Origin of the sequence: Pantoea sp. AS142 (assembly GCF_037152305.1) — a bacterium.
In the GTDB taxonomy this organism is placed as follows: Bacteria; Pseudomonadota; Gammaproteobacteria; order Enterobacterales; family Enterobacteriaceae; genus Pantoea.
Genome location: NZ_JBBCMO010000002.1, coordinates 135,408 through 155,786 on the forward strand (window position 1 = coordinate 135,408; position 20,379 = coordinate 155,786).

Sequence of the window (20,379 nt, forward strand, 5' to 3'; positions counted from 1 at the left end):
GTGAGATCCGCATCAAACTTTTTCAGGGTGCTAAATGACATTTCAAGCGATAAAAAAAATCGTGAGCGGTATCGCACTGTCGCTGAGCCTGGCCAGCGCAGCCAATGCCACTGAACTTCTTAATAGTTCTTACGATGTATCGCGGGAGCTGTTTGTTGCCCTGAATGCTCCGTTTGTTAAACAGTGGGATGCCAGCCATCCGGGTGATCCACTGACCATCAAGATGTCGCACGCCGGTTCATCAAAGCAGGCGCTGGCTATCCTGCAGGGACTGCGCGCGGATGTCGTCACCTACAATCAGGTTACCGATGTACAGGTGCTGCACGATAAAGGCAACCTGATTGCCGCAGACTGGAAACGCCGTTTGCCGAACAACAGTTCGCCTTTCTACTCCACCATGGCTTTTCTGGTGCGCAAAGGGAATCCTAAACAGATTCACGACTGGTCAGATTTAACCCGCACCGATGTGAAGCTGATTTTCCCTAATCCGAAAACCTCCGGTAATGGCCGATATACCTATCTGGCCGCCTGGGGCGCAGCGGATAAAGCGGACGAGAAGGATCAGGCCAAAACCCGAGCCTTTATGACGCAGTTCCTGAAAAACGTTGAAGTGTTCGATACGGGGGGGCGTGGCGCGACCACGACCTTTGCTGAGCGCGGTCTGGGCGATGTACTGATTAGCTTCGAGTCGGAAGTGAATAACATCCGCAACCAGTACGGCAAAGATGAGTATGAAGTGGTGGTGCCGAAAACCAACATTCTGGCGGAGTTTCCGGTGGCATGGGTGGATAAGAATGTCGCCACCAATAACACCGCTGCTGCGGCCAGCGCTTACCTGCATTATCTTTATACCCCTGAAGCGCAAAATATTATTACTCACTACTACTATCGCGTGAATAACCCACAGCTGATGGCAGAGCAGAAAGATCGCTTCCCGCAGACCAGCTTGTTCCGGGTGGAAGAGGCGTTTGGCGGTTGGGACAATGTGATGAAGACGCATTTTGTCAGCGGCGGTGAGCTCGATAAATTGTTAGCGGCGGGGCGTGGATAATGTTTACAGCCAGCCAGAAACGCGTGTTGCCCGGTTTTGGTCTTAGCCTAGGCACCAGCCTGCTCTTTACCTGCCTGATCCTGCTACTGCCGATCAGCGCGGTGATCATGCAGCTATCTCAGATGACGCTGACACAGTACTGGGATGTGGTGACCAATCCGCAGCTGATTGCCGCCTATAAAGTGACGCTGCTCTCTGCTGGCGTCGCATCACTGTTTAATGCGGTGTTCGGCATGCTGATGGCATGGATCCTGACCCGTTATCGCTTTCCAGGCCGGACACTGCTGGATGGCTTGATGGATCTGCCGTTTGCACTGCCTACGGCGGTGGCGGGTCTGACCCTGGCCGGACTCTTTTCGGTTAACGGCTGGTATGGGCAGTGGTTCGCCCAGTTTGACATCAAAATTTCTTACACCTGGATTGGTATCGCCATTGCTATGGCTTTTACCAGCATTCCGTTTGTGGTGCGTACCGTGCAGCCGGTACTGGAAGAGTTAGGCCCGGAGTATGAAGAGGCAGCCGAAACGTTGGGTGCCACGCCGTGGCAGAGCTTCCGCCGCGTTGTGCTGCCGGAAGTGGCTCCTGCGCTGCTGGCCGGTACTGCGCTATCTTTTACCCGCAGCCTGGGTGAATTTGGTGCGGTGATCTTTATTGCCGGTAATATCGCCTGGAAAACGGAAGTCACCTCGCTGATGATTTTTGTCCGGCTACAGGAGTTCGACTATCCGGCGGCCAGCGCTATCGCCTCGGTGATCCTGGCGGCATCGCTGATTCTGTTATTCGCAATTAATACATTACAGAGCCGCTTTGGCCGTCGTCTGGGAGGTCACTAATGGCTGAAGTTTCTCAACTTAATCACGTGGCTCGTCAGCCAGTGAATTGGGGCAAATGGCTGCTGATTGGTATCGGCGCGTTGATCTCGATTCTGCTGCTGGTGGTGCCGATGGCCTCCATCTTCTGGGAAGCGCTGAATCAGGGAGTGATTGTCGCCCTCAACAATCTGGCCGATCCGGACATGCTGCACGCCATCTGGCTGACGGTGATGGTGGCGTTGATCACCGTACCGGTTAACCTGGTGTTCGGCACATTGCTTGCCTGGCTGGTGACACGCTTTACCTTTCCGGGTCGTCAGCTGCTGCTGACCCTGTTTGATATTCCTTTTGCCGTGTCGCCGGTTGTGGCCGGTCTGATGTATCTGCTGTTCTGGGGCGTAAATGGCCCGGCAGGCGGCTGGCTGGATGCGCATAACATCCAGGTTATGTTTGCCTGGCCGGGCATGGTGCTGGCGACGGTGTTTGTGACCTGTCCGTTTGTCGTGCGCGAACTGGTCCCGGTGATGCTGAGTCAGGGCAGTCACGAAGATGAAGCGGCGGTGCTGTTGGGGGCCTCTGGCTGGCAGATGTTCCGTCGTGTGACGCTGCCGAACATTCGCTGGGCGCTGCTGTATGGCATCGTGCTGACCAACGCCCGTGCGATTGGTGAATTTGGTGCGGTCTCGGTGGTATCAGGATCGATTCGCGGTGAAACCTACACATTACCGCTTCAGGTTGAATTGTTGCACCAGGATTACAACACGGTCGGCGCGTTCACCGCCGCCGCCCTGTTAACCCTGATGGCAATTATGACGCTGTTTCTGAAAAGCATTGTGCAGTGGCGTTTAGAGCAACAGCACAAACGCCTGCAACAGGAAGGAAATCATGAGCATTGAGATTAACAAGATCAACAAATCCTTTGGTCGCACCTCGGTGCTGAACGATATCTCTCTGGATATTGCCTCGGGTGAAATGGTGGCGTTGCTTGGTCCATCAGGCTCGGGTAAAACCACGCTGCTGCGCATTATTGCCGGGCTGGAGCATCAGAACAGCGGTCAAATCCGTTTTCACGGCAACGATGTCAGCCGACTCCATGCGCGCGATCGTCAGGTTGGTTTTGTTTTTCAGCATTATGCGCTGTTCCGCCATATGACAGTGTTTGACAACATCGCCTTTGGCCTGACCGTGCTGCCGCGACGTGGACGTCCTTCCAGGTCGGAGATCAACCAGCGTGTTACGCGTCTGCTGGAGATGGTGCAGCTGGCCCATCTGGCGAATCGCTTTCCGGCACAGCTGTCGGGCGGCCAGAAACAGCGTGTGGCACTGGCGCGTGCGCTAGCGGTTGAACCGCAAATTCTGCTGCTGGATGAGCCGTTTGGTGCGCTGGATGCCCAGGTAAGAAAAGAGTTGCGCCGCTGGCTGCGTCAGCTGCATGAAGAGCTGAAATTTACCAGCGTGTTTGTGACCCACGACCAGGAAGAGGCGATGGAAGTCGCGGATCGCGTGGTGGTGATGAGTCAGGGCAACATTGAACAGGTCGGCACGCCAGATGATGTTTGGCGCGATCCGGCTACCCGCTTTGTGCTGGAGTTTCTGGGTGAAGTCAATCGCTTTGATGGCGAGATACAGGGATCGCAGTTCCACGTCGGCGCGCATCACTGGCCGCTAGGTTATACCACAGCGCATCAGGGTGCGGTTGAGCTGTTCCTGCGTCCGTGGGAAATCGACGTGTCACGCAGCAGCAGCCTGGAAACGCCGCTGCCGGTGCAGGTGCTGGAAGTGAGTCCACGTGGACACTTTTGGCAGCTGGTAGTCCAGCCCACCGGCTGGCAGAGCGAGCCGTTCTCGCTGGTGTTTGAAGGTGAGCAGACTGCACCGATTCGCGGTGAGCGTCTGTTTGTTGGCTTGCAGCAGGCACGTCTGTATAAGGGCGATACGCCGCTGCGCGCAGTTGCCTTTGCACAAAGCGCCTGATATTTTCTCATCAACACCGGGCGGGAGTGTCACTCCCGCTTTTTTTTGCCTTCAGTTTGTAACATGCCAGGAACCGCACCGTGACGACTCTCGAAAATACCATTGGCAATACACCGCTGATTAAGTTGCAGCGCCTGACGCCAGCCAACAACAGTGAGGTCTGGCTCAAGCTTGAAGGCAATAATCCAGCGGGCTCGGTAAAAGATCGTGCGGCCTGGTCGATGATCAATCAGGCGGAGCTGCGCGGTGATATTTCACCTGGCGATCAGCTGATTGAAGCCACCAGCGGCAACACGGGTATTGCGCTGGCAATGATCGCGGCATTGAAAGGCTATCGTCTGCGCCTGCTGATGCCGGACAACATGAGTCAGGAACGGCAGGACGCGATGCGTGCCTACGGCGCTGAGCTGATTCCCGTGCCACGTGAGCAGGGCATGGAGGGCGCACGCGATCTGGCGCAGGCGATGGCGGCGCGTGGTGAAGGCCGGGTGCTGGACCAGTTCAATAATCCCGATAACCCGTTGGGCCACTATCAGACCACCGGGCCGGAACTGTGGCAGCAGTCGAACCAGCGCATGACCCATTTTGTCTCCAGCATGGGTACCACCGGTACGATCACCGGCGTGGGACGTTACCTGAAAGAGCACAACACGGGCGTGCAGGTCATTGGCTTGCAACCCAGTGAAGGCAGCAGTATTCCGGGCATTCGTCGCTGGCCGTTGGCCTATCTGCCGGGGATCTACCGGCCCGATCTGGTGGATGATGTGATGGATATGACGCAAAAGGAAGCAGAAGAGACGACGCGGGCGCTGGCGCGCCGTGAAGGCATTTTCTGTGGCGTCAGTTCAGGTGGCGCGGTGGCGGGAGCGCTGCGCATTGCGCAGGCCAATCCGGGCAGCGTGGTGGTGGTGATTGCCTGCGATCGCGGCGATCGTTATCTCTCTACCGGACTCTATCATCAGTAACCTCTGCTGATGCGGAAACAGGCCAGTGCGCGCATTTACCGCCCACAGGCCTTTTTTTAGCCAGGATTTCCTGTGTCAGATAGACTGAATCTGTAAGGATCACGAAAATCAGGCTGCGTTCATACCCGGCACAGGACAAAATAGCGCCAATTCTGTCGAGAGATAACCATGAAAATTTTGCTTGTTGATGATGATGTCGAATTAGGCACGATGTTAAGCCAATACCTGATCGCCGAAGGGTTTGATGCCCAGCTGGTTTTGACCGGCAGCGCCGGGATTCAGGGCGCGCTATCGGGAGAGTTCACCGCCATGATTCTGGACATTATGCTGCCCGACATGAGTGGGATCGATGTATTGCGTCAAGTGCGGCAGAACAGCCGAATACCGGTGATCATGCTGACTGCCAAAGGCGATAATATTGATCGCGTGATCGGTCTGGAGATGGGCGCGGATGACTATATGCCCAAGCCCTGCTATCCACGTGAGCTGGTGGCTCGCCTGCGCGCGGTATTGCGTCGTTTCGAAGAGCAGGTGCCGCAGCCTGACGCCAAAGAACCGCTGCGCTGGGGGGAGCTGACGCTTAATCCCGCCACCCGCATGAGCGAATGGCAGGGTAAAACTTTTGATCTGACTGCATCGGAATTTAACCTGCTGGATCTGCTACTGCGTGCGCCGGACAGAGTGGTATCGAAAGATGAGCTATCTGAAAAGGGACTGGGGCGTCCACGTGAAGCCTATGATCGCAGTGTTGATGTGCATATCAGCAACATCCGTCAGAAGCTCAGTGCGTTAACCGCTGACAGCATCAACATCGAAACCGTTCGCAGCATCGGTTACCGCATTCGATGAGACAGAGTTATCGTGGACGCATGTTCTGGAAGATCTTTATCGGCTTCTGGATCGTTTTTGTCATCATGAGCCAGCTTATCTGGCTTGGCTTTACGCTCTCCGGTAAACGGCATGAACCGCCTGAAATCATGGCAATCCGTCGCATTGTTGATCTTCAGATGACTTCTGCCGCGTCGGTGCTGGAGCGGGGCGGGCCTGATGCTCTCAATGCGATGTTGTCGGACTGGGATAACACCGACCGACAGTTTTTCCATGTGACGCAGCAGATAAAATCGCCACAATCACAAAACAGCGGCAATCTGAACTATGTGGGGCCTCTTCCGGAAGAGGTGGTGCGCTGGGTGCAGGGTGCGGATGGCAAAGAGTATCAGCTGCGCTACGACCTCGATGGCATGCGTAAAGACAGCACGCATAACATGATGCCGCGAAAATTTCTGAATATTCCCGAGCCAATGTTTATCTTCGCCGGTTCAGTGGGATTGTTGTTCAGTTTGCTTCTGGCCTGGAATCTGACGCGCCCCATGCGACAGTTGCGCGAAGGATTTTCCCGCGTGGCGGAGGGGGATTTAAGCGTGCGGCTGTTTCCGATCCTGCGTAAGCGCCACGACGAAATCTCAAACGTTGCAGAAGCATTTGATGCCATGGTCGAACGGCTCGATACTCTGGTGCGCGCTCGTGAAGAATTGCTACACGATATCTCACATGAACTTCGTTCACCCCTGGCACGACTGCAATTGGCGACCGGTCTGGCCAGACAGACGCCAGAAAGCGTGAACAGTTCGCTTGATCGCATTGATGAAGAGGCGCGTCGGCTGGATAAGATGATCGGCGAACTGCTGACGCTGTCGCGGGCTGAGCATGAAAGTATTCCTGATGAACAATATTTTGACCTGACCGGTTTGCTACAGGCGGTCATCACCGATGTCCGTTATGAAGCGCAAATCCCTGGCGTCCAGGTAGAATTGCAGGTCGACGATCAGGCCGATTATACAGTGCGTGGCAACGCAGAGCTGATACGGCGCGGAATTGAGAATGTATTACGGAACGCGCTGCGCTTTTCTCTGCCAGGACAGCGGATTGAGGTTGATTTGCGCGCAGAACAGCAGTGGCTGGCGATTCAGGTGCGCGATCAAGGGCCTGGTGTCGATGAGGAGAAACTCTCCAGCATCTTTGATCCCTTTGTGCGGGTTAACTCGCCGCTGATGGGCAAAGGCTATGGTCTGGGGCTGGCTATCGTGCGTAAGGTGGTGTTGGCGCATCATGGTGAGGTCGAAGCTCGCAACAGGCCAGAAGGCGGACTTGAACTGACGCTCCGTCTGCCACATTGGCAGCCCTAAAAAACCTCATACGGCAGAAACGATAACGGCACCCGCGGGTGCCGTTATGTTATAAACGAATGCTTACTTCCTGATGCGAATCACCGGCGTTTCGCCAACGATGACCTGGCCAGACAGCTTAATCAATTCCTTGATTTCATCCATGTTGGAGATAACAACAGGTGTCAGGGTTGATTTCGCTTTCTCTTCCAGCAACGGCAGGTCAAACTCGATAACTACGTCGCCTTTTTTGACCTTCTGACCTTCTTCAGCAATACGTTTAAAGCCTTCACCTTTCAATTCAACTGTGTCGATACCGAAATGGACGAACAGCTCGATGCCATTGTCTGATTCGATCGAAAAAGCGTGATTGGTTTCAAAAATCTTACCGATAGTGCCATCAACAGGCGCAACCATTTTGTTGCCGCTGGGCTTGATCGCAATACCGTCGCCCACGATTTTTTCTGCAAACACCACATCTGGTACGTCTTCAATGTTCACGATTTCGCCTGACAGAGGCGCTACGATATCAATTGTCCCAGCGCTATCCGTTTTTTCGCCAAAAAGTTTAGAAAACAAACCCATGATCTTCTCCTAAGCAGTAATTTGGGGCCAGCATCATGCAGATTAGCAGAGCGTTTTTTCCTTAATGAACTTGTTTACCAGGTTCATTAAGTCTTCCGCTGTTGGTTGAGCCAGTGCCTGCTCTGCCAATGCCTTCGCATCTTCAAAATTAGTATTACGAATGATTTTCTTAATGCCAGGGATAGAAATGGCACTCATGCTGAACTCGTCCAGCCCCATTCCCAGTAACAGTAGTGTAGCACGTTCATCACCTGCCAGCTCACCACACATACCGGTCCATTTGCCTTCAGCGTGAGATGCATCAATGACTTGCTTGATTAAGTTAAGCACAGATGGGGTCATTGGGTTGTACAGGTGCGAGATCAAATCATTACCACGATCGACAGCCAGAGTATACTGCGTCAGATCGTTTGTCCCAATACTGAAGAAGTCGACTTCTTTTGCCAGATGATGCGCAATCACGGCTGAAGCAGGCGTTTCCACCATGATGCCGACTTCAATGCTCTCATCAAAGGCTTTGCCTTCTTCACGCAACTGGGCTTTCAGCAGTTCCAGTTCCGTTTTCAGAGTGCGCACTTCTTCAACCGAAATAATCATCGGGAACATGATGCGCAGTTTACCGAACGAGGAGGCGCGCAGGATGGCACGCAGCTGGGCATGCAAAATCTCTTTACGATCCATAGCGATACGGATAGCACGCCAGCCGAGGAATGGATTCTCTTCTTTTGGCAGGTTCATGTACGGCAGATCTTTATCACCGCCGATGTCCATGGTACGCACGATAACAGCCTGTGAACCCATGGCCTCCGCAACGGCTTTATATGCCTGAAACTGCTCTTCTTCGCTTGGCAGTGAGTCACGATCCATGAAAAGGAATTCGGTACGGTAGAGACCCACACCTTCAGCGCCATTACGCTCAGCACCAGCGATATCACGCACGGTACCGATGTTGGCGCAGACTTCAACCTGATGACCATCCAGCGTAACGGCTGGCAGATCTTTCAGCTTGGCTAATTCATGTTTTTCCGACAGATACTGGTTCTGTACGGCTTTAAGCTCTTCCTGAATCGCTTCTGAAGGGTTGACGTGAATCGCATTGTTGACGCCATCAAGGATCAGGAAATCGCCATTTTTAACCGTGACGGTCACATTGCCGGTGCCCACAATGGCTGGGATCTCCAGCGAGCGCGCCATGATTGAGGTATGTGAGGTACGGCCACCCAGATCGGTGATAAAGCCCAGTACCTTTTTCAGGTTCAGCTGCGCGGTTTCTGATGGCGTTAAATCTTTTGCCACCAAAATCGATTCATCCTGAATAGCGCTAAGGTCAACGATGTGCAGACCGAGAATGTTTTGCAGCAGACGTTTACCGATGTCACGTACGTCAGCCGCACGCTCTTTCAGGTATTCGTCATCTAACTCTTCCAGTGCTTTCGCCTGGCCATCGATGACCGAGTAGGCAGCAGCATCGGCAGAAGCGTGATCTTTTTTGATCAGGTCGATGATTTCCTGCTCCAGCTCTTCATCTTCCAGCAACATAATGTGGCCTTCGAAGATCGCTGCTTTCTCTTCACCGAGGGTTTCACCCGCTTTGACGCGAATAGCTTCCAGTTGTAATGCCGCTTTGCTACGGCCATCAAGGAAGCGCTGTACTTCCTGCTCAACCTGGTCATCAGAAATTTTCTTGCGGTTGATGACGATCTCGTCTTCTTTCAGCAGCAGTGCTTTGCCGAAAGCGATACCTGGTGATGCTAAAATGCCTGAAATCATAACGCTACCTTTTAATCACGATGGCTTATGGGACTCTATGCGGTGCCATTGTCGAGGGACACGTACTCTACGAAAGCAATAACGCGGACAGGTTGTCCGCGATCAAGATGTTTGCACTCAATGGCGCAGAGGAGTCGATTTGCTGGAGAGCTGAGCGGAGATTACTCCAGTTCAGCCATCAGTTTGACCAGATGCTCAACTGCTTTTTGCTCGTCTTCACCTTCCGCGGAAAGGGTCACAACCGTTCCCTGGGTTAAACCTAATGTCTGCAGCTTGAACAGGCTTTTCGCGCTCGCGGATTTACCGTTAGAGGTTACGGTAATTTCTGACTGGAAAGCTTTGGCTTCTTTAACAAATTGCGCAGCTGGGCGAGTATGCAGACCGTTTGGTGCAGTAATGGTTACTTCTTGCTGGAACATTCTATTTCCCCAACGTTATCAGGATGAGTGTTATGGATCTAAAGTCTAGCCTGGAGCCTTCACTTTAGCCTGTGTAGGTGCGCGGGTATAGCATCATGCTGACCAAAGACGCGCATGCGTCAAATCTACAGTCCGTTGCGTCTCAAAAACGATTCTACACGTCAACGGTTAATTATGTCGTGATTCGCCGTTTTACTAAATCCGTAAATCGATTCAGCTTGATCCACTTCAAACGTGGATTAATTTCAGGCATCGAAATAATTGGCAGTCTAAATACCAGAGCGTCGTCACTGAAATCAATCTGCCGGGTAATGAAAGTGAGATCTGTGCCACAAAAAAGCACCCGTTCGGGTGCTTTTTTCTCCATTTTCAGACTATCAGCCTCTGCTATTGCAGCTCTTTTTCAGTGAAGAGATCGGCAAATAGCGCGGTACTCAGATAGCGTTCACCGGAAGAGGGGAGAATCACCACGATGTTTTTGTTAGCGAAGGCCTCATCTTCCTGCAGCTTCAACGCAGCTGCAACGGCTGCACCGGAAGAGATACCGGCCAGAATACCTTCTTCTTCCATTAGCTGACGCGCCGTGCTGATCGCTTCTTCATTGGTAATTGCCACAACGCGATCAACCAGGTTTAGCTCCAGGTTCCCTGGAATAAAGCCTGCGCCGATACCCTGGATTTTGTGTGGGCCGGGTTTAATCTCATCGCCCGCCAGCGCCTGAGCAATCACCGGCGAATCAGTCGGCTCAACCGCGACAGTAATCAGATCTTTCTTACCTTTGGTGTTTTTGATGTAGCGGCTGACGCCGGTAAGCGTACCGCCGGTGCCGACACCCGCAATAAAGACATCCACTTCACCATCGGTGTCTTCCCAGATTTCCGGGCCGGTGGTCTTTTCATGGATTTCCGGGTTAGCCGGGTTGCTGAACTGCTGCAGCAGCACATATCTGTCAGGATCACTCGCAACAATCTCTTCGGCTTTACTAATGGCGCCTTTCATGCCTTTAGCGCCTTCGGTCAGCACCAGCTTCGCGCCAAGGGCTTTCAGTAATTTACGACGTTCCACTGACATCGTTTCCGGCATAGTCAGTGTCAATTTATAACCGCGTGCGGCGGCCACATAAGCCAGAGCAATACCCGTGTTGCCGCTGGTGGGTTCAACCAGTTCAACACCCGGTTTCAGAATACCGCGTTTTTCTGCGTCCCAAATCATATTGGCACCGATACGGCATTTTATGCTGAAGCTCGGGTTACGGGATTCAACTTTCGCAAGGATGCGGCCGTTACCGATGCGGTTCAGTCGAACCAATGGCGTATGACCAATTGTCAAAGAGTTGTCTTCATAGATCTTACTCATGGCCTGTCCTTAACTGTATGAATTATTGGGAACGCTATGAGCATACCTGTTCTGCCTGGGGGCGGAAGGAAAGAAATCGCATATCTATATGTCGCCCGGCAATAAGCCCCGCTAAAAAGAGCATAAGGCGCGCTGATGAGTTTAGTGCACCGCGTTGCGTGCCAGTTGCTGCCGGTAGCGATCGACCCACATGGCAGTGGCACCGCAGACGGCAACCGGCATAATGACAAGGTTCAGAATAGGAATCATTGTGAACAGACTGGTTAGTGCGCCAAACTGCATATTAGCCGTTTTGTGCTGGCGCAAGGCGTTGCGCATTTGCTGAAACGGGACTTTATGGTTGTCGAATGGGTAGTCGCAATACTGGATCGATAACATCCAGGCGCTGAACAGGAACCACAGCACCGGTGCTACAGTCTGACCAAAACCAGGAATAAAGTAGAGCAGCAGCAGTCCAAGCGCGCGGGGCAGGTAATAACCCAGTTTTTGCAGCTCGCGCTTCATGATGCGCGGCACATCTTTAATCATTCCAGCCCAGCCACTGTCGGGCAGCGGTTTGCCTGTCAGGCGGCCTTCAAGCTGTTCTGCCAGCAGGCCGCAAAAAGGGGCGGCAATCAGGTTCGCCAGCGTCGAGAAGAAGTAGCTAAACACCAGCACAATCGCAATCACCGACAGCGGCCACAACAGATAGCTCAGCCACTGCAGCCAGTCCGGAATATGGGCCATGAGACGCGGGATCCAGTCACCGAGACGATAGAAAAGCCAGACGAATGCGCCCCCCAGCATCACAATGTTGATCAGCAGCGGCATCACCACAAAACGGCGAATGCCAGGCAGACGTACTAGTTTCCAGCCCTGGCTAAAATAGTGCATGCCGTTAAAATTTGAGACGGAATTCTCAAGGGCCATAAAGCCAATTCTCCTGAAGGTGTTAAGGCGCGCTCACTATAACCTGGCTTTTTCTCCCGGCCAGGTGCTATTTGGGTAAAAAAACAGCGAAAAAGCGTGGGTTGCCTATCTTATTTGTCAGAAAATACTGCACAGACTTGCACTTGTGTAGCAGGGCAAATACAGTTAGAGGATAAAGTTTGCCGCGGTGGCAAGGTATTGGAACAACAGAGAATACAATGATGCAGGATTTGCGTCTGATATTAATCGTTGTTGGCGCGATCGCCATTATAGCGCTCCTTCTTCACGGGCTGTGGACCAGCCGTAAAGAGCGTTCGTCAGTGTTCCGCGATCGCCCGCACAAACGTCTAAAACAACATGATGAGCACGACCTGACAGACGACGACGATGGCGTTGGAGAGGTTCGCATTCGTTCTGAGCGCAATGCCCATCAGGAACCGCGTTTCGATGAGATTCGTGAGCCACAGCCAGAAGCGCCGCGTAAGCAAGTGCCCGTTGAGCCTGTGCGCCAGCCTGCGCCACGACCTGCACCGCCACCCGAACCTGAAAGCGATCCGCTTTTTAACCCGGCACCGCAGCCTGCACAGCAGTCGCGCTCTGAACCGGTTCGTCAGCAGCCAGCCCCCACTTTTGTCGCGCCGCCAGTTCAGGCTGACCCGCTGCTGGATCTCGATCCGCTGGAATCTGTACAGCCAGCACCGCAGTATCAGGCAGAACCTGAGACACAGCCTCAGCCTGAAGTAACATCGGCTCCGACGTCTGCACCTAAAGCGCCAGCGGAAAAACCTAAAGAAGCGGTACTGGTGTTGCATGTTGCCGCTCACTCTGGCGGCGAACTGAACGGTGAAGCATTACTGCAGGGGATTTTGCAGGCGGGCTTCCAATTTGGTGAAATGAACATTTTCCATCGTCATCTTAGCCCGGCGGGCAGTGGGCCGGTCTTATTCAGTCTGGCCAATATGGTTAAGCCGGGCTCGTTTAACCCAGACCTGATGACCGATTTCAGCACGCCCGGCATCTCTATCTTTATGATGGTGCCTTCTTATGGCGATGCGAATCAGAACTTCAAGCTGATGCTGCAGTCGGCCCAGCGTATCGCTGATGATGTGGGCGGCGTGGTGCTGGATGATGAGCGTCGCATGATGACGCCACAAAAGCTGGAAACTTACAAAGCGCGTATCCGCGATGTGGTTGGCGTCTGAGACCTGCGTTAACTGTTAACTGAATTGTTAAAACAAACCCCCGCCTGTCGGGGGTTTTTTATCTGATGGGGCTTTATGAAATCCGTCCAGGATCACATCACCGAACTGCGCACCTCGTTGCGCCATCATGAATATCTCTATCACGTTATGGATGCGCCCGAAGTACCGGATGCTGAATACGATCGTCTGATGCGTGAACTGCGTCAGATAGAAGAGGAACATCCCGATCTCATTACCCCTGATTCGCCGACACAACGCGTGGGTGCTGCGCCGCTAGCCGTATTTGAGCAGGTACGCCATGAAGTGCCGATGCTGTCGCTGGATAACGCCTTTGATGAAGCCACGTTTATGGCCTTCAACAAGCGGGTGCAGGATCGGCTGAAAAACAGTGACGACATCACCTACTGCTGTGAACTCAAGCTTGATGGCGTTGCAGTCAGCCTGATGTATGAAAATGGGCTGCTGGTTCAGGCCGCGACGCGGGGTGATGGTACAACCGGCGAGAACATTACCGCCAATGTCCGCACCATTCGTGCTATCCCGCTGCGGCTTAGAGGCGACAACATTCCGGCACGACTGGAAGTGCGTGGCGAAATTTTTATGACGCAGCACGGCTTCGAAACGTTGAATGAGGAAGCGCGACGCAGCGACGGCAAAGTGTTTGCTAACCCACGCAACGCAGCGGCAGGATCGCTGCGTCAACTTGATCCGCGCATTACCGCCAAACGTCCACTGACCTTCTTCTGTTACGGTTTTGGCCTGCTGGAAGGCGGTGAGATGCCGCACAGTCACATGGGGCGCCTGCAACAGTTCAAAGCCTGGGGCCTGCCGGTCAGCGACCGCATTAAGCTGGTGCATAACGCCGAAGAGGCACTGGCCTTTTATCGTGACATTGAGCAACAGCGTCCAAATCTTGGTTTTGATATTGATGGCGTAGTCATTAAGGTCGACTCACAGGCACTACAGGAGCAACTGGGCTTTGTGGCGCGCGCGCCGCGCTGGGCGATTGCCTTTAAATTCCCGGCACAGGAACAGCTGACCTGGGTGCGGGATGTTGAATTCCAGGTTGGCCGCACGGGAGCTATCACCCCGGTGGCTCGTCTTGAGCCAGTGCAGGTGGCGGGTGTAATCGTCAGCAATGCCACACTGCATAATGCGGATGAAGTCGAGCGGCTGGGATTACGCATCGGAGATCGGGTGGTAATTCGCCGCGCGGGTGATGTGATCCCGCAGGTGGTCAATGTGGTGACCACTGAGCGTCCTGAACAGACGCGGGAAGTGGTCTTTCCTGCACATTGTCCGGTCTGCGGTTCCGAGGTTGAACGGGTCGAAGGGGAATCGGTCACACGTTGCACGGGCGGTCTGATCTGCGGTGCACAGCGCAAAGAGGCACTTAAGCATTTTGTCTCGCGTCGGGCGCTGGATGTTGACGGAATGGGCGATAAGATTATCGATCAGCTCGTGGAGAAAGAGTACGTCTATACCCCCGCCGATCTGTTCCGTCTCACGGCGGGCAAGCTGACCGGCCTGGAGCGCATGGGGCCGAAATCAGCACAAAATGTCGTCGACGCGCTGGAGAAAGCAAAGTCGACCACGCTGGCACGTTTCCTCTATGCGCTGGGCATTCGCGAAGTGGGTGAAGCCACTGCCGCCAATCTGGCCAACCATTTTGGCGAGCTGCAAAAGGTCATGGATGCCGATCTTGAGGCGCTGATTGCTGTGCCTGATGTTGGCAAAGTCGTTGCCGCACACGTACGGAACTTCATGGAAGAGGAGAGCAATCGTGAGGTTATTCGCCAGCTGACGGACGATATCGGTATTCACTGGCCGCAGGTGGTGGTGGTGAGAGCCGAAGAGATTGACAGTCCGTTCGCCGGTAAAACGGTGGTGCTGACTGGCTCGCTGTCACAGATGAACCGCGATGATGCCAAAGCGCAGCTGATCGCGCTGGGGGCAAAAGTCAGCGGAAGCGTGTCGAAGAGAACCGATCTGCTGATTGCGGGTGAAGCTGCCGGTTCAAAACTGGCGAAAGCCCAGGAGCTGGGTATAGAAGTGATTGATGAAGCGGAAATGATCCGCCTGCTGGGTGCCTGAGATGGAGGAACATCAGCTGGTGGCGATAGCCAATACGGCGATGCCGTTTGGAAAATATAAAGGGCGGATGCTGATTGATCTGCCTGAGCCTTATTTGCTGTGGTTTGCCCGCAGTGGCGGCTTCCCGTCCGGCCAGTTGGGTGACCTGATGCAGCTGACTCTGACAATAAAAACAGAGGGTCTGGAGGGATTAGTTAAACCGCTCCAGACCCGAAGGTAACCGTGCCCGATCAGGCGGGCCGCTGAGTTACTTCTGTGACTCCATTATCGAATCTTTAACCTGTAGCGCCTGCTGTTTCTCATTGGTCTTCTTATAGCGTCCGGCAATAAACGAGCAGACCATCAGCTGAACCTGATGAAAAATCATCAGCGGCAGTACAATGATCCCCACGGTACTGGCCGGGAACAGGATATTCGCCATCGGCACGCCATTTGCCAGACTCTTCTTCGAGCCACAAAATAGCACCACAATTTCATCGGCGCGTTTAAAGCGGAACAGGCGCGAGGCCAGCAGGTTGATAATCAGCACCGCTGTGAGCAGCAGGATAGATCCTGCCACAATCCATAACAGCGTAGTCAACCCAACGCGATGCCAGATACCGTTAACCACCGCCTCACTGAAGGCTGAATAGACCACCAGCAGAATCGAGGTCTGATCAGTTTTACCAATCAGGCTGCGGTGTTTCTCAATCCAGCCCCCAATCCAGCGACGTGAGAGGTGACCCAGAATGAAAGGCACCATCAGTTGCAGCATAATCTTACCGATCTGCTCCAGACCATCGCTGGGCGCGCTGCTGTGAACATTCATCACCAGGTTCACCAGCAACGGCGAAATGAACACACCCAGAAGACTTGATGCTGAGGCGCTGCATACCGCTGCCGCAACGTTACCTCCTGCCATTGAGGTAAAGGCGATGGCGGACTGCACGGTAGCAGGCAGGATACAAAGATAGATAAAGCCGGTATAAATTTCCGGACCGACATCAACCGGATGCCACCAGACTAACAGCAGACCCAGCGCCGGAAACAGCACAAAGGTGCTGAACATAATCCACAGATGCAGTTGCCAGTGGCTGCTGCCGGAGATGATCTTTTCACGCGAAAGTTTGGCACCGTGCATAAAAAACAGCAGGGCTATGGCTGCCGTCGCGAGATAGCTAAAGATATCAACATAGATCCCTTTCGCTGGCAGGAAGGAGGCCAGCAGCACGGTGATAATGAGTTTAACCATCATCGGATCGAGCTTTAAAAATCCCATTGTTAAAATCCGGTAAATTTTTCAATAGCGCGATTGTGCGCGAAACGTGTTTAGAAATAAAATTGATTTATTGAATTAATCTATGAGTAAAATCGATGAATTATACCCTGCGTCAGCTACGTACTTTTATTGCAGTGGCACACTACGGTGGTTTCAGTCAGGCGGGGCAGGCGATAGGTCTGAGTCAGTCGGCGGTCAGCCACAGTATTAAAGAACTGGAAGCGGAAACAGGCGTGCGATTAATGGATCGAACTACCCGGGAGGTGATGCTGACCGAGGCGGGAAAACAGCTGGCGTCACGCATGGAGCGGCTGCTTGAGGAGATTCATACCACGCTGCTCGATATCCGCAGCTTTGGCGAACAGCGCAGTGGTACTGTCCGAGTCGCAGCCAGCCAGACCATCTCTGCTCATCTGATGCCGCAATGCCTGGCCGCCAGCCAGCACCATTTTCCCGATATCAAAGTAATACTGCACGATCGCGCCCAGCAGTGGGTGCTGCAAAGTGTGCGTAACGCTGAAGTCGACTTCGGAATTGTTATTGGGCCGCTGAGTGACAGCGATTTCGACAGTATCGCGATTCTGGATGAGCCTTTCCTGCTGTTATGTCGCGATGATGATCCGTTGGCGCAGGTGGAAAGGGCAGAATGGTCGATGCTGGATGGCCGCACGATGGTATTACAGGATTATGCTTCCGGCAGTCGGGTACTCATTGATGCGGCGATGCAGCAGCAGAATATCAAGGCTGAAGTGGTGCAGGAGATTGGTCATCCCGCTACGCTATTTCCTATGGTACAGGTGGGGATCGGCATCAGTATTTTGCCCGCGCTGGCATTACCGTTACCGGCGGATCGGGCATTGACGGTGCGGCGTCTTTACCCGGAAATCAATCGCAGCCTGACGCTAATAAAACGCAAGAACCGTTCGCTGACTCCAGCTGCCGAAGCAATCTGGCAGGAGGTGCGCCAGCAGGCGACGCTGCTGGCGCAACAACGCACGGCCAAACCGGCGTTTTAGATATAGACGTCGACTTTATTGCTATCGGTAGGACGGTTAATGCCGTCCGCTTTGTTCTCAGTGATCGGCTGAGTGCTGTCACTTTTTGGCTGATCCTGCTCTGCCTGCTTCTGTATGAGCTGAGCAAGCTGTGCCTGCAGCATAGTGATTTGTGACTGGTACATCTGCTGCATTTCGGACTTCTGATCCTCAGTCAGTTCTTTGTTGTCGGACAGTTCCTTAATTTGCGTTGAGACATTCTGAATTTGTTTATTCAGCGCCGCGACCTGCGAGGCAACACTGCCGCCGCCGCTGTCACCGCTACTGATCATACTGCTTAAAATGCCGGAAATTGAAGACATCGTTTTCTCCCTGTAGGTGGTCAATAACGTTATCGGCACGTCATAAAACGACTTGAGAGTCCAAAGCGTTAAGGTTGTGAAAAGGCGGGATAGGTTAATGTCAGTGCAGCAGAAATAAAACAGACACCCAAAAAGGCTTACAGACAGCAAATAAATTTAAAGCGATGGGAGTATAGGCCAGTAGCAAGTATCGCGGCCTGGGGATGGCCCGTGCTGAATCTGCCATGGATGGCGATTTTGGGTTTTTGCGAAGAGCCCAGGCTCCCTGAGCCAGCACGCTGTTAACGTCTGAAGTTGCTGTAAAAGAGGGCAGTCCTGAAATTCGGGATATCGGTATAGCAGAAACGAAAAAAGCGCCTAAAAGGCGCTTTTTTCTGAATTGGTGGGTCGTGCAGGATTCGAACCTGCGACCAATTGATTAAAAGTCAACTGCTCTACCAACTGAGCTAACGACCCGAAGTGGTGGGTGATGACGGGTTCGAACCGCCGACCCCCTCCTTGTAAGGGAGATGCTCTACCAACTGAGCTAATCACCCACTTCGTACTTCTTTTTTTCGGTACATCTCTAACAGGCAAGATATGGTGGGTGATGACGGGTTCGAACCGCCGACCCCCTCCTTGTAAGGGAGATGCTCTACCAACTGAGCTAATCACCCATATCTTCATACCTGTTCACTGCGGGCCACGCAACTAAGAGTGGTGGGTGATGACGGGTTCGAACCGCCGACCCCCTCCTTGTAAGGGAGATGCTCTACCAACTGAGCTAATCACCCCCGCTGTGTGGAGTCGCATTATAGGGATAGTTGATTTTGAGTCAACGCTTTTTAAAACATAAATGTGCGTTCGGTTTATTTTTAAACATCCTGTCGCGCTTTTGGCCAATGTGCTGGTTTTACTGGCAGAAAAGCCTCTTTTACCGAATGGCAACCGGCGGGCATCCATTGAGGATTCACCGTCAGATGCTAGAATGTGTCCACTGTTTTTCGCGTCTAACCTGTTTTTTGTCATCCAGACAGAGAACCCGCGCATCTAAGGCAATACTCAATGAAAATCAAAACACGCTTCGCGCCCAGCCCGACTGGCTATCTGCATGTCGGCGGCGCCCGTACCGCACTTTACTCCTGGCTCTTTGCCCGTCATAACCAGGGTGAATTCGTGCTGCGCATTGAAGATACCGATCTGGAGCGCTCCACGCCGGAAGCTATCGAAGCCATTATGGATGGTATGAACTGGCTAAGCCTCGACTGGAATGAAGGCCCTTACTACCAGACTAAACGTTTTGACCGCTACAACGTGGTCATTGATGAAATGCTGGCAGCGGGCACTGCCTATAAATGCTATTGCTCTAAAGAGCGTCTTGAAGCCCTGCGTGAAGAGCAGATGGCCAATAACGAAAAGCCGCGTTATGACGGCCGCTGTCGTGACAACCATGAACATCGTGCAGACGATGAGCCATGCGTAGTGCGTTTCCGCAATCCGCAGGACGGTTCGGTTATCTTTGACGACCAGATCCGTGGCCCGATTGAGTTCAGCAACCAGGAACTGGATGACCTGATTATACGCCGTACCGATGGTTCACCAACCTACAACTTCTGTGTCGTCGTGGATGACTGGGATATGGGCATCACACATGTTATTCGCGGTGAAGACCACATCAACAACACACCACGTCAGATCAACATCCTCAAAGCAATTGGTGCCCAGGTTCCGGTCTATGCCCACGTTTCGATGATCCTGGGCGATGATGGTAAAAAACTCTCCAAGCGTCATGGCGCGGTAGGGGTGATGCAGTATCGTGATGATGGCTACCTGCCGGAAGCGCTGCTGAACTACCTTGTTCGTCTTGGTTGGTCACATGGCGATCAGGAAATTTTCAGCGTGGCTGAAATGGCTGAACTGTTTACCCTGGATGCCGTCAGTAAGTCTGCCAGTGCATTCAATACTGAGAAACTGCAGTGGCTGAACCATCACTATATCAATACGCTGCCACCAGAATATGTGGCGACACATCTGCAATGGCATATCGAAGAGCAGAAAATTGATACCCGCACTGGCCCGGAATTGGCGAAGCTGGTTGGCCTGCTGGGTGAGCGCTGTAAGACATTGAAGGAGATGGCTGAATCCTGCCGCTATTTCTATGAAGACTTTGCCGGATTTGATGCCGATGCCGCGAAGAAACATCTTCGTCCGGTGGCGCGTCAGCCGCTGGAAGTGGTTCGCGATAAGCTGGCCGCACTCGATGAGTGGACAGTTGAAAACGTGCATCAGGCTATTCAGAGCACCGCAGATGAGCTGGAAGTCGGAATGGGGAAAGTTGGCATGCCGCTGCGTGTGGCCGTGACCGGTGCTGGTCAGTCACCCGGTCTGGATGTCACCGTGGAAGCGATTGGCCGCAGCCGCAGCATTGCACGTATTGAGCAGGCACTGACCTTTATCAGTGAGCGGGAAGCGCAGGCTTAATA

Annotated in this window: 19 protein-coding genes and 4 tRNA genes; 12 read left to right on the forward strand and 11 right to left on the reverse strand. The window is 53.2% G+C overall.

What is annotated here, in order from left to right; genetic code table 11:
* The first annotated feature begins 34 nt into the window (after nt 1-34).
* The 7 genes from cysP to WFO64_RS05740 all read left to right on the forward strand — a co-directional run bounded on the left by cysP (nt 35) and on the right by WFO64_RS05740 (nt 6,988).
* Entirely contained in the window at nt 35-1,051 is a 1,017-nt protein-coding gene (gene cysP / locus WFO64_RS05710; protein ID WP_337009765.1) for a thiosulfate ABC transporter substrate-binding protein CysP, read from the forward strand.
* On the forward strand, nt 1,051-1,884 hold the full coding sequence (gene cysT / locus WFO64_RS05715; protein ID WP_337009766.1) for a sulfate/thiosulfate ABC transporter permease CysT: 834 nt from the start codon (nt 1,051-1,053) through the stop codon (nt 1,882-1,884). Before cysP ends, cysT begins: the two co-directional genes overlap by 1 nt.
* On the forward strand, nt 1,884-2,759 hold the full coding sequence (gene cysW / locus WFO64_RS05720; protein ID WP_337009768.1) for a sulfate/thiosulfate ABC transporter permease CysW: 876 nt from the start codon (nt 1,884-1,886) through the stop codon (nt 2,757-2,759). Before cysT ends, cysW begins: the two co-directional genes overlap by 1 nt.
* Nucleotides 2,749-3,837, forward strand: a complete 1,089-nt coding sequence (gene cysA / locus WFO64_RS05725; protein ID WP_337009770.1) for a sulfate/thiosulfate ABC transporter ATP-binding protein CysA — start codon at nt 2,749-2,751, stop codon at nt 3,835-3,837. The genes cysW and cysA overlap by 11 nt, the downstream gene beginning before the upstream one ends.
* Before the next feature lie 80 nt (nt 3,838-3,917).
* Nucleotides 3,918-4,802, forward strand: coding sequence for a cysteine synthase CysM (gene cysM / locus WFO64_RS05730; protein ID WP_337009772.1), 885 nt, complete (start codon nt 3,918-3,920; stop codon nt 4,800-4,802).
* A 168-nt stretch (nt 4,803-4,970) separates the two neighbouring features.
* Nucleotides 4,971-5,651, forward strand: coding sequence for a response regulator transcription factor (locus WFO64_RS05735; RefSeq protein ID WP_337009774.1), 681 nt, complete (start codon nt 4,971-4,973; stop codon nt 5,649-5,651).
* The gene (locus WFO64_RS05740; protein ID WP_337009777.1) at nt 5,648-6,988 is read left to right on the forward strand and encodes an ATP-binding protein; all 1,341 of its coding nucleotides are present in this window, start codon (nt 5,648-5,650) and stop codon (nt 6,986-6,988) included. The genes WFO64_RS05735 and WFO64_RS05740 overlap by 4 nt, the downstream gene beginning before the upstream one ends.
* 63 nt (nt 6,989-7,051) lie before the next feature.
* Here WFO64_RS05740 and crr read toward each other — a convergent pair whose 3' ends face one another.
* The 5 genes from crr to cysZ all read right to left on the reverse strand — a co-directional run bounded on the left by crr (nt 7,052) and on the right by cysZ (nt 12,006).
* Entirely contained in the window at nt 7,052-7,552 is a 501-nt protein-coding gene (crr, locus tag WFO64_RS05745; protein WP_337009779.1) for a PTS glucose transporter subunit IIA, read from the reverse strand.
* A 42-nt stretch (nt 7,553-7,594) separates the two neighbouring features.
* Nucleotides 7,595-9,322: a phosphoenolpyruvate-protein phosphotransferase PtsI gene (ptsI, locus tag WFO64_RS05750; RefSeq protein WP_337009781.1), complete on the reverse strand. Its 1,728-nt coding sequence runs from the start codon at nt 9,320-9,322 to the stop codon at nt 7,595-7,597.
* Between the two features lie 161 nt (nt 9,323-9,483).
* Complete coding sequence (gene ptsH, locus WFO64_RS05755) at nt 9,484-9,741, reverse strand: phosphocarrier protein Hpr (protein WP_003848868.1); 258 nt, start codon at nt 9,739-9,741, stop codon at nt 9,484-9,486.
* Nucleotides 9,742-10,128: 387 nt separating this feature from the next.
* Nucleotides 10,129-11,097: a cysteine synthase A gene (gene cysK, locus WFO64_RS05760; RefSeq protein ID WP_337009783.1), complete on the reverse strand. Its 969-nt coding sequence runs from the start codon at nt 11,095-11,097 to the stop codon at nt 10,129-10,131.
* Between the two features lie 141 nt (nt 11,098-11,238).
* Nucleotides 11,239-12,006, reverse strand: coding sequence for a sulfate transporter CysZ (gene cysZ / locus WFO64_RS05765; protein WP_337009785.1), 768 nt, complete (start codon nt 12,004-12,006; stop codon nt 11,239-11,241).
* Nucleotides 12,007-12,224: 218 nt separating this feature from the next.
* On the opposite strand from cysZ, the gene zipA reads away from it, so the two are divergent.
* From zipA to WFO64_RS05780, 3 genes are all read left to right on the forward strand, one after another.
* Nucleotides 12,225-13,208: a cell division protein ZipA gene (gene zipA / locus WFO64_RS05770; RefSeq protein WP_337009787.1), complete on the forward strand. Its 984-nt coding sequence runs from the start codon at nt 12,225-12,227 to the stop codon at nt 13,206-13,208.
* Nucleotides 13,209-13,283: 75 nt separating this feature from the next.
* A complete protein-coding gene (ligA, locus tag WFO64_RS05775) occupies nt 13,284-15,302 on the forward strand; it encodes an NAD-dependent DNA ligase LigA (protein WP_337009789.1) in 2,019 nt (672 codons plus the stop codon).
* A 1-nt stretch (nt 15,303) separates the two neighbouring features.
* The gene (locus WFO64_RS05780) at nt 15,304-15,522 is read left to right on the forward strand and encodes a DUF3820 family protein (RefSeq protein WP_337009791.1); all 219 of its coding nucleotides are present in this window, start codon (nt 15,304-15,306) and stop codon (nt 15,520-15,522) included.
* A 27-nt stretch (nt 15,523-15,549) separates the two neighbouring features.
* Here WFO64_RS05780 and WFO64_RS05785 read toward each other — a convergent pair whose 3' ends face one another.
* Entirely contained in the window at nt 15,550-16,560 is a 1,011-nt protein-coding gene (locus WFO64_RS05785) for a bile acid:sodium symporter family protein (RefSeq protein WP_337009793.1), read from the reverse strand.
* Nucleotides 16,561-16,655: 95 nt separating this feature from the next.
* Between WFO64_RS05785 and WFO64_RS05790 the strand changes: the two genes are divergently transcribed.
* On the forward strand, nt 16,656-17,576 hold the full coding sequence (locus WFO64_RS05790) for a LysR family transcriptional regulator (RefSeq protein WP_337009795.1): 921 nt from the start codon (nt 16,656-16,658) through the stop codon (nt 17,574-17,576).
* Here the strand turns inward: WFO64_RS05790 and WFO64_RS05795 are convergent.
* From WFO64_RS05795 to WFO64_RS05815, 5 genes are all read right to left on the reverse strand, one after another.
* Nucleotides 17,573-17,917, reverse strand: a complete 345-nt coding sequence (locus WFO64_RS05795) for a FlxA-like family protein (protein WP_337009797.1) — start codon at nt 17,915-17,917, stop codon at nt 17,573-17,575. The genes WFO64_RS05790 and WFO64_RS05795 overlap by 4 nt on opposite strands.
* A 380-nt stretch (nt 17,918-18,297) precedes the next feature.
* Nucleotides 18,298-18,373, reverse strand: a tRNA-Lys gene (locus WFO64_RS05800).
* A 4-nt stretch (nt 18,374-18,377) separates the two neighbouring features.
* A tRNA-Val gene (locus WFO64_RS05805) sits at nt 18,378-18,453 on the reverse strand.
* Between the two features lie 44 nt (nt 18,454-18,497).
* Nucleotides 18,498-18,573 (reverse strand) — tRNA-Val (locus WFO64_RS05810).
* Nucleotides 18,574-18,614: 41 nt separating this feature from the next.
* A tRNA-Val gene (locus WFO64_RS05815) sits at nt 18,615-18,690 on the reverse strand.
* A 271-nt stretch (nt 18,691-18,961) separates the two neighbouring features.
* Here WFO64_RS05815 and gltX point away from each other — a divergent pair.
* On the forward strand, nt 18,962-20,377 hold the full coding sequence (gene gltX, locus WFO64_RS05820) for a glutamate--tRNA ligase (RefSeq protein WP_337009799.1): 1,416 nt from the start codon (nt 18,962-18,964) through the stop codon (nt 20,375-20,377).
* Nucleotides 20,378-20,379 lie beyond the last annotated feature (2 nt).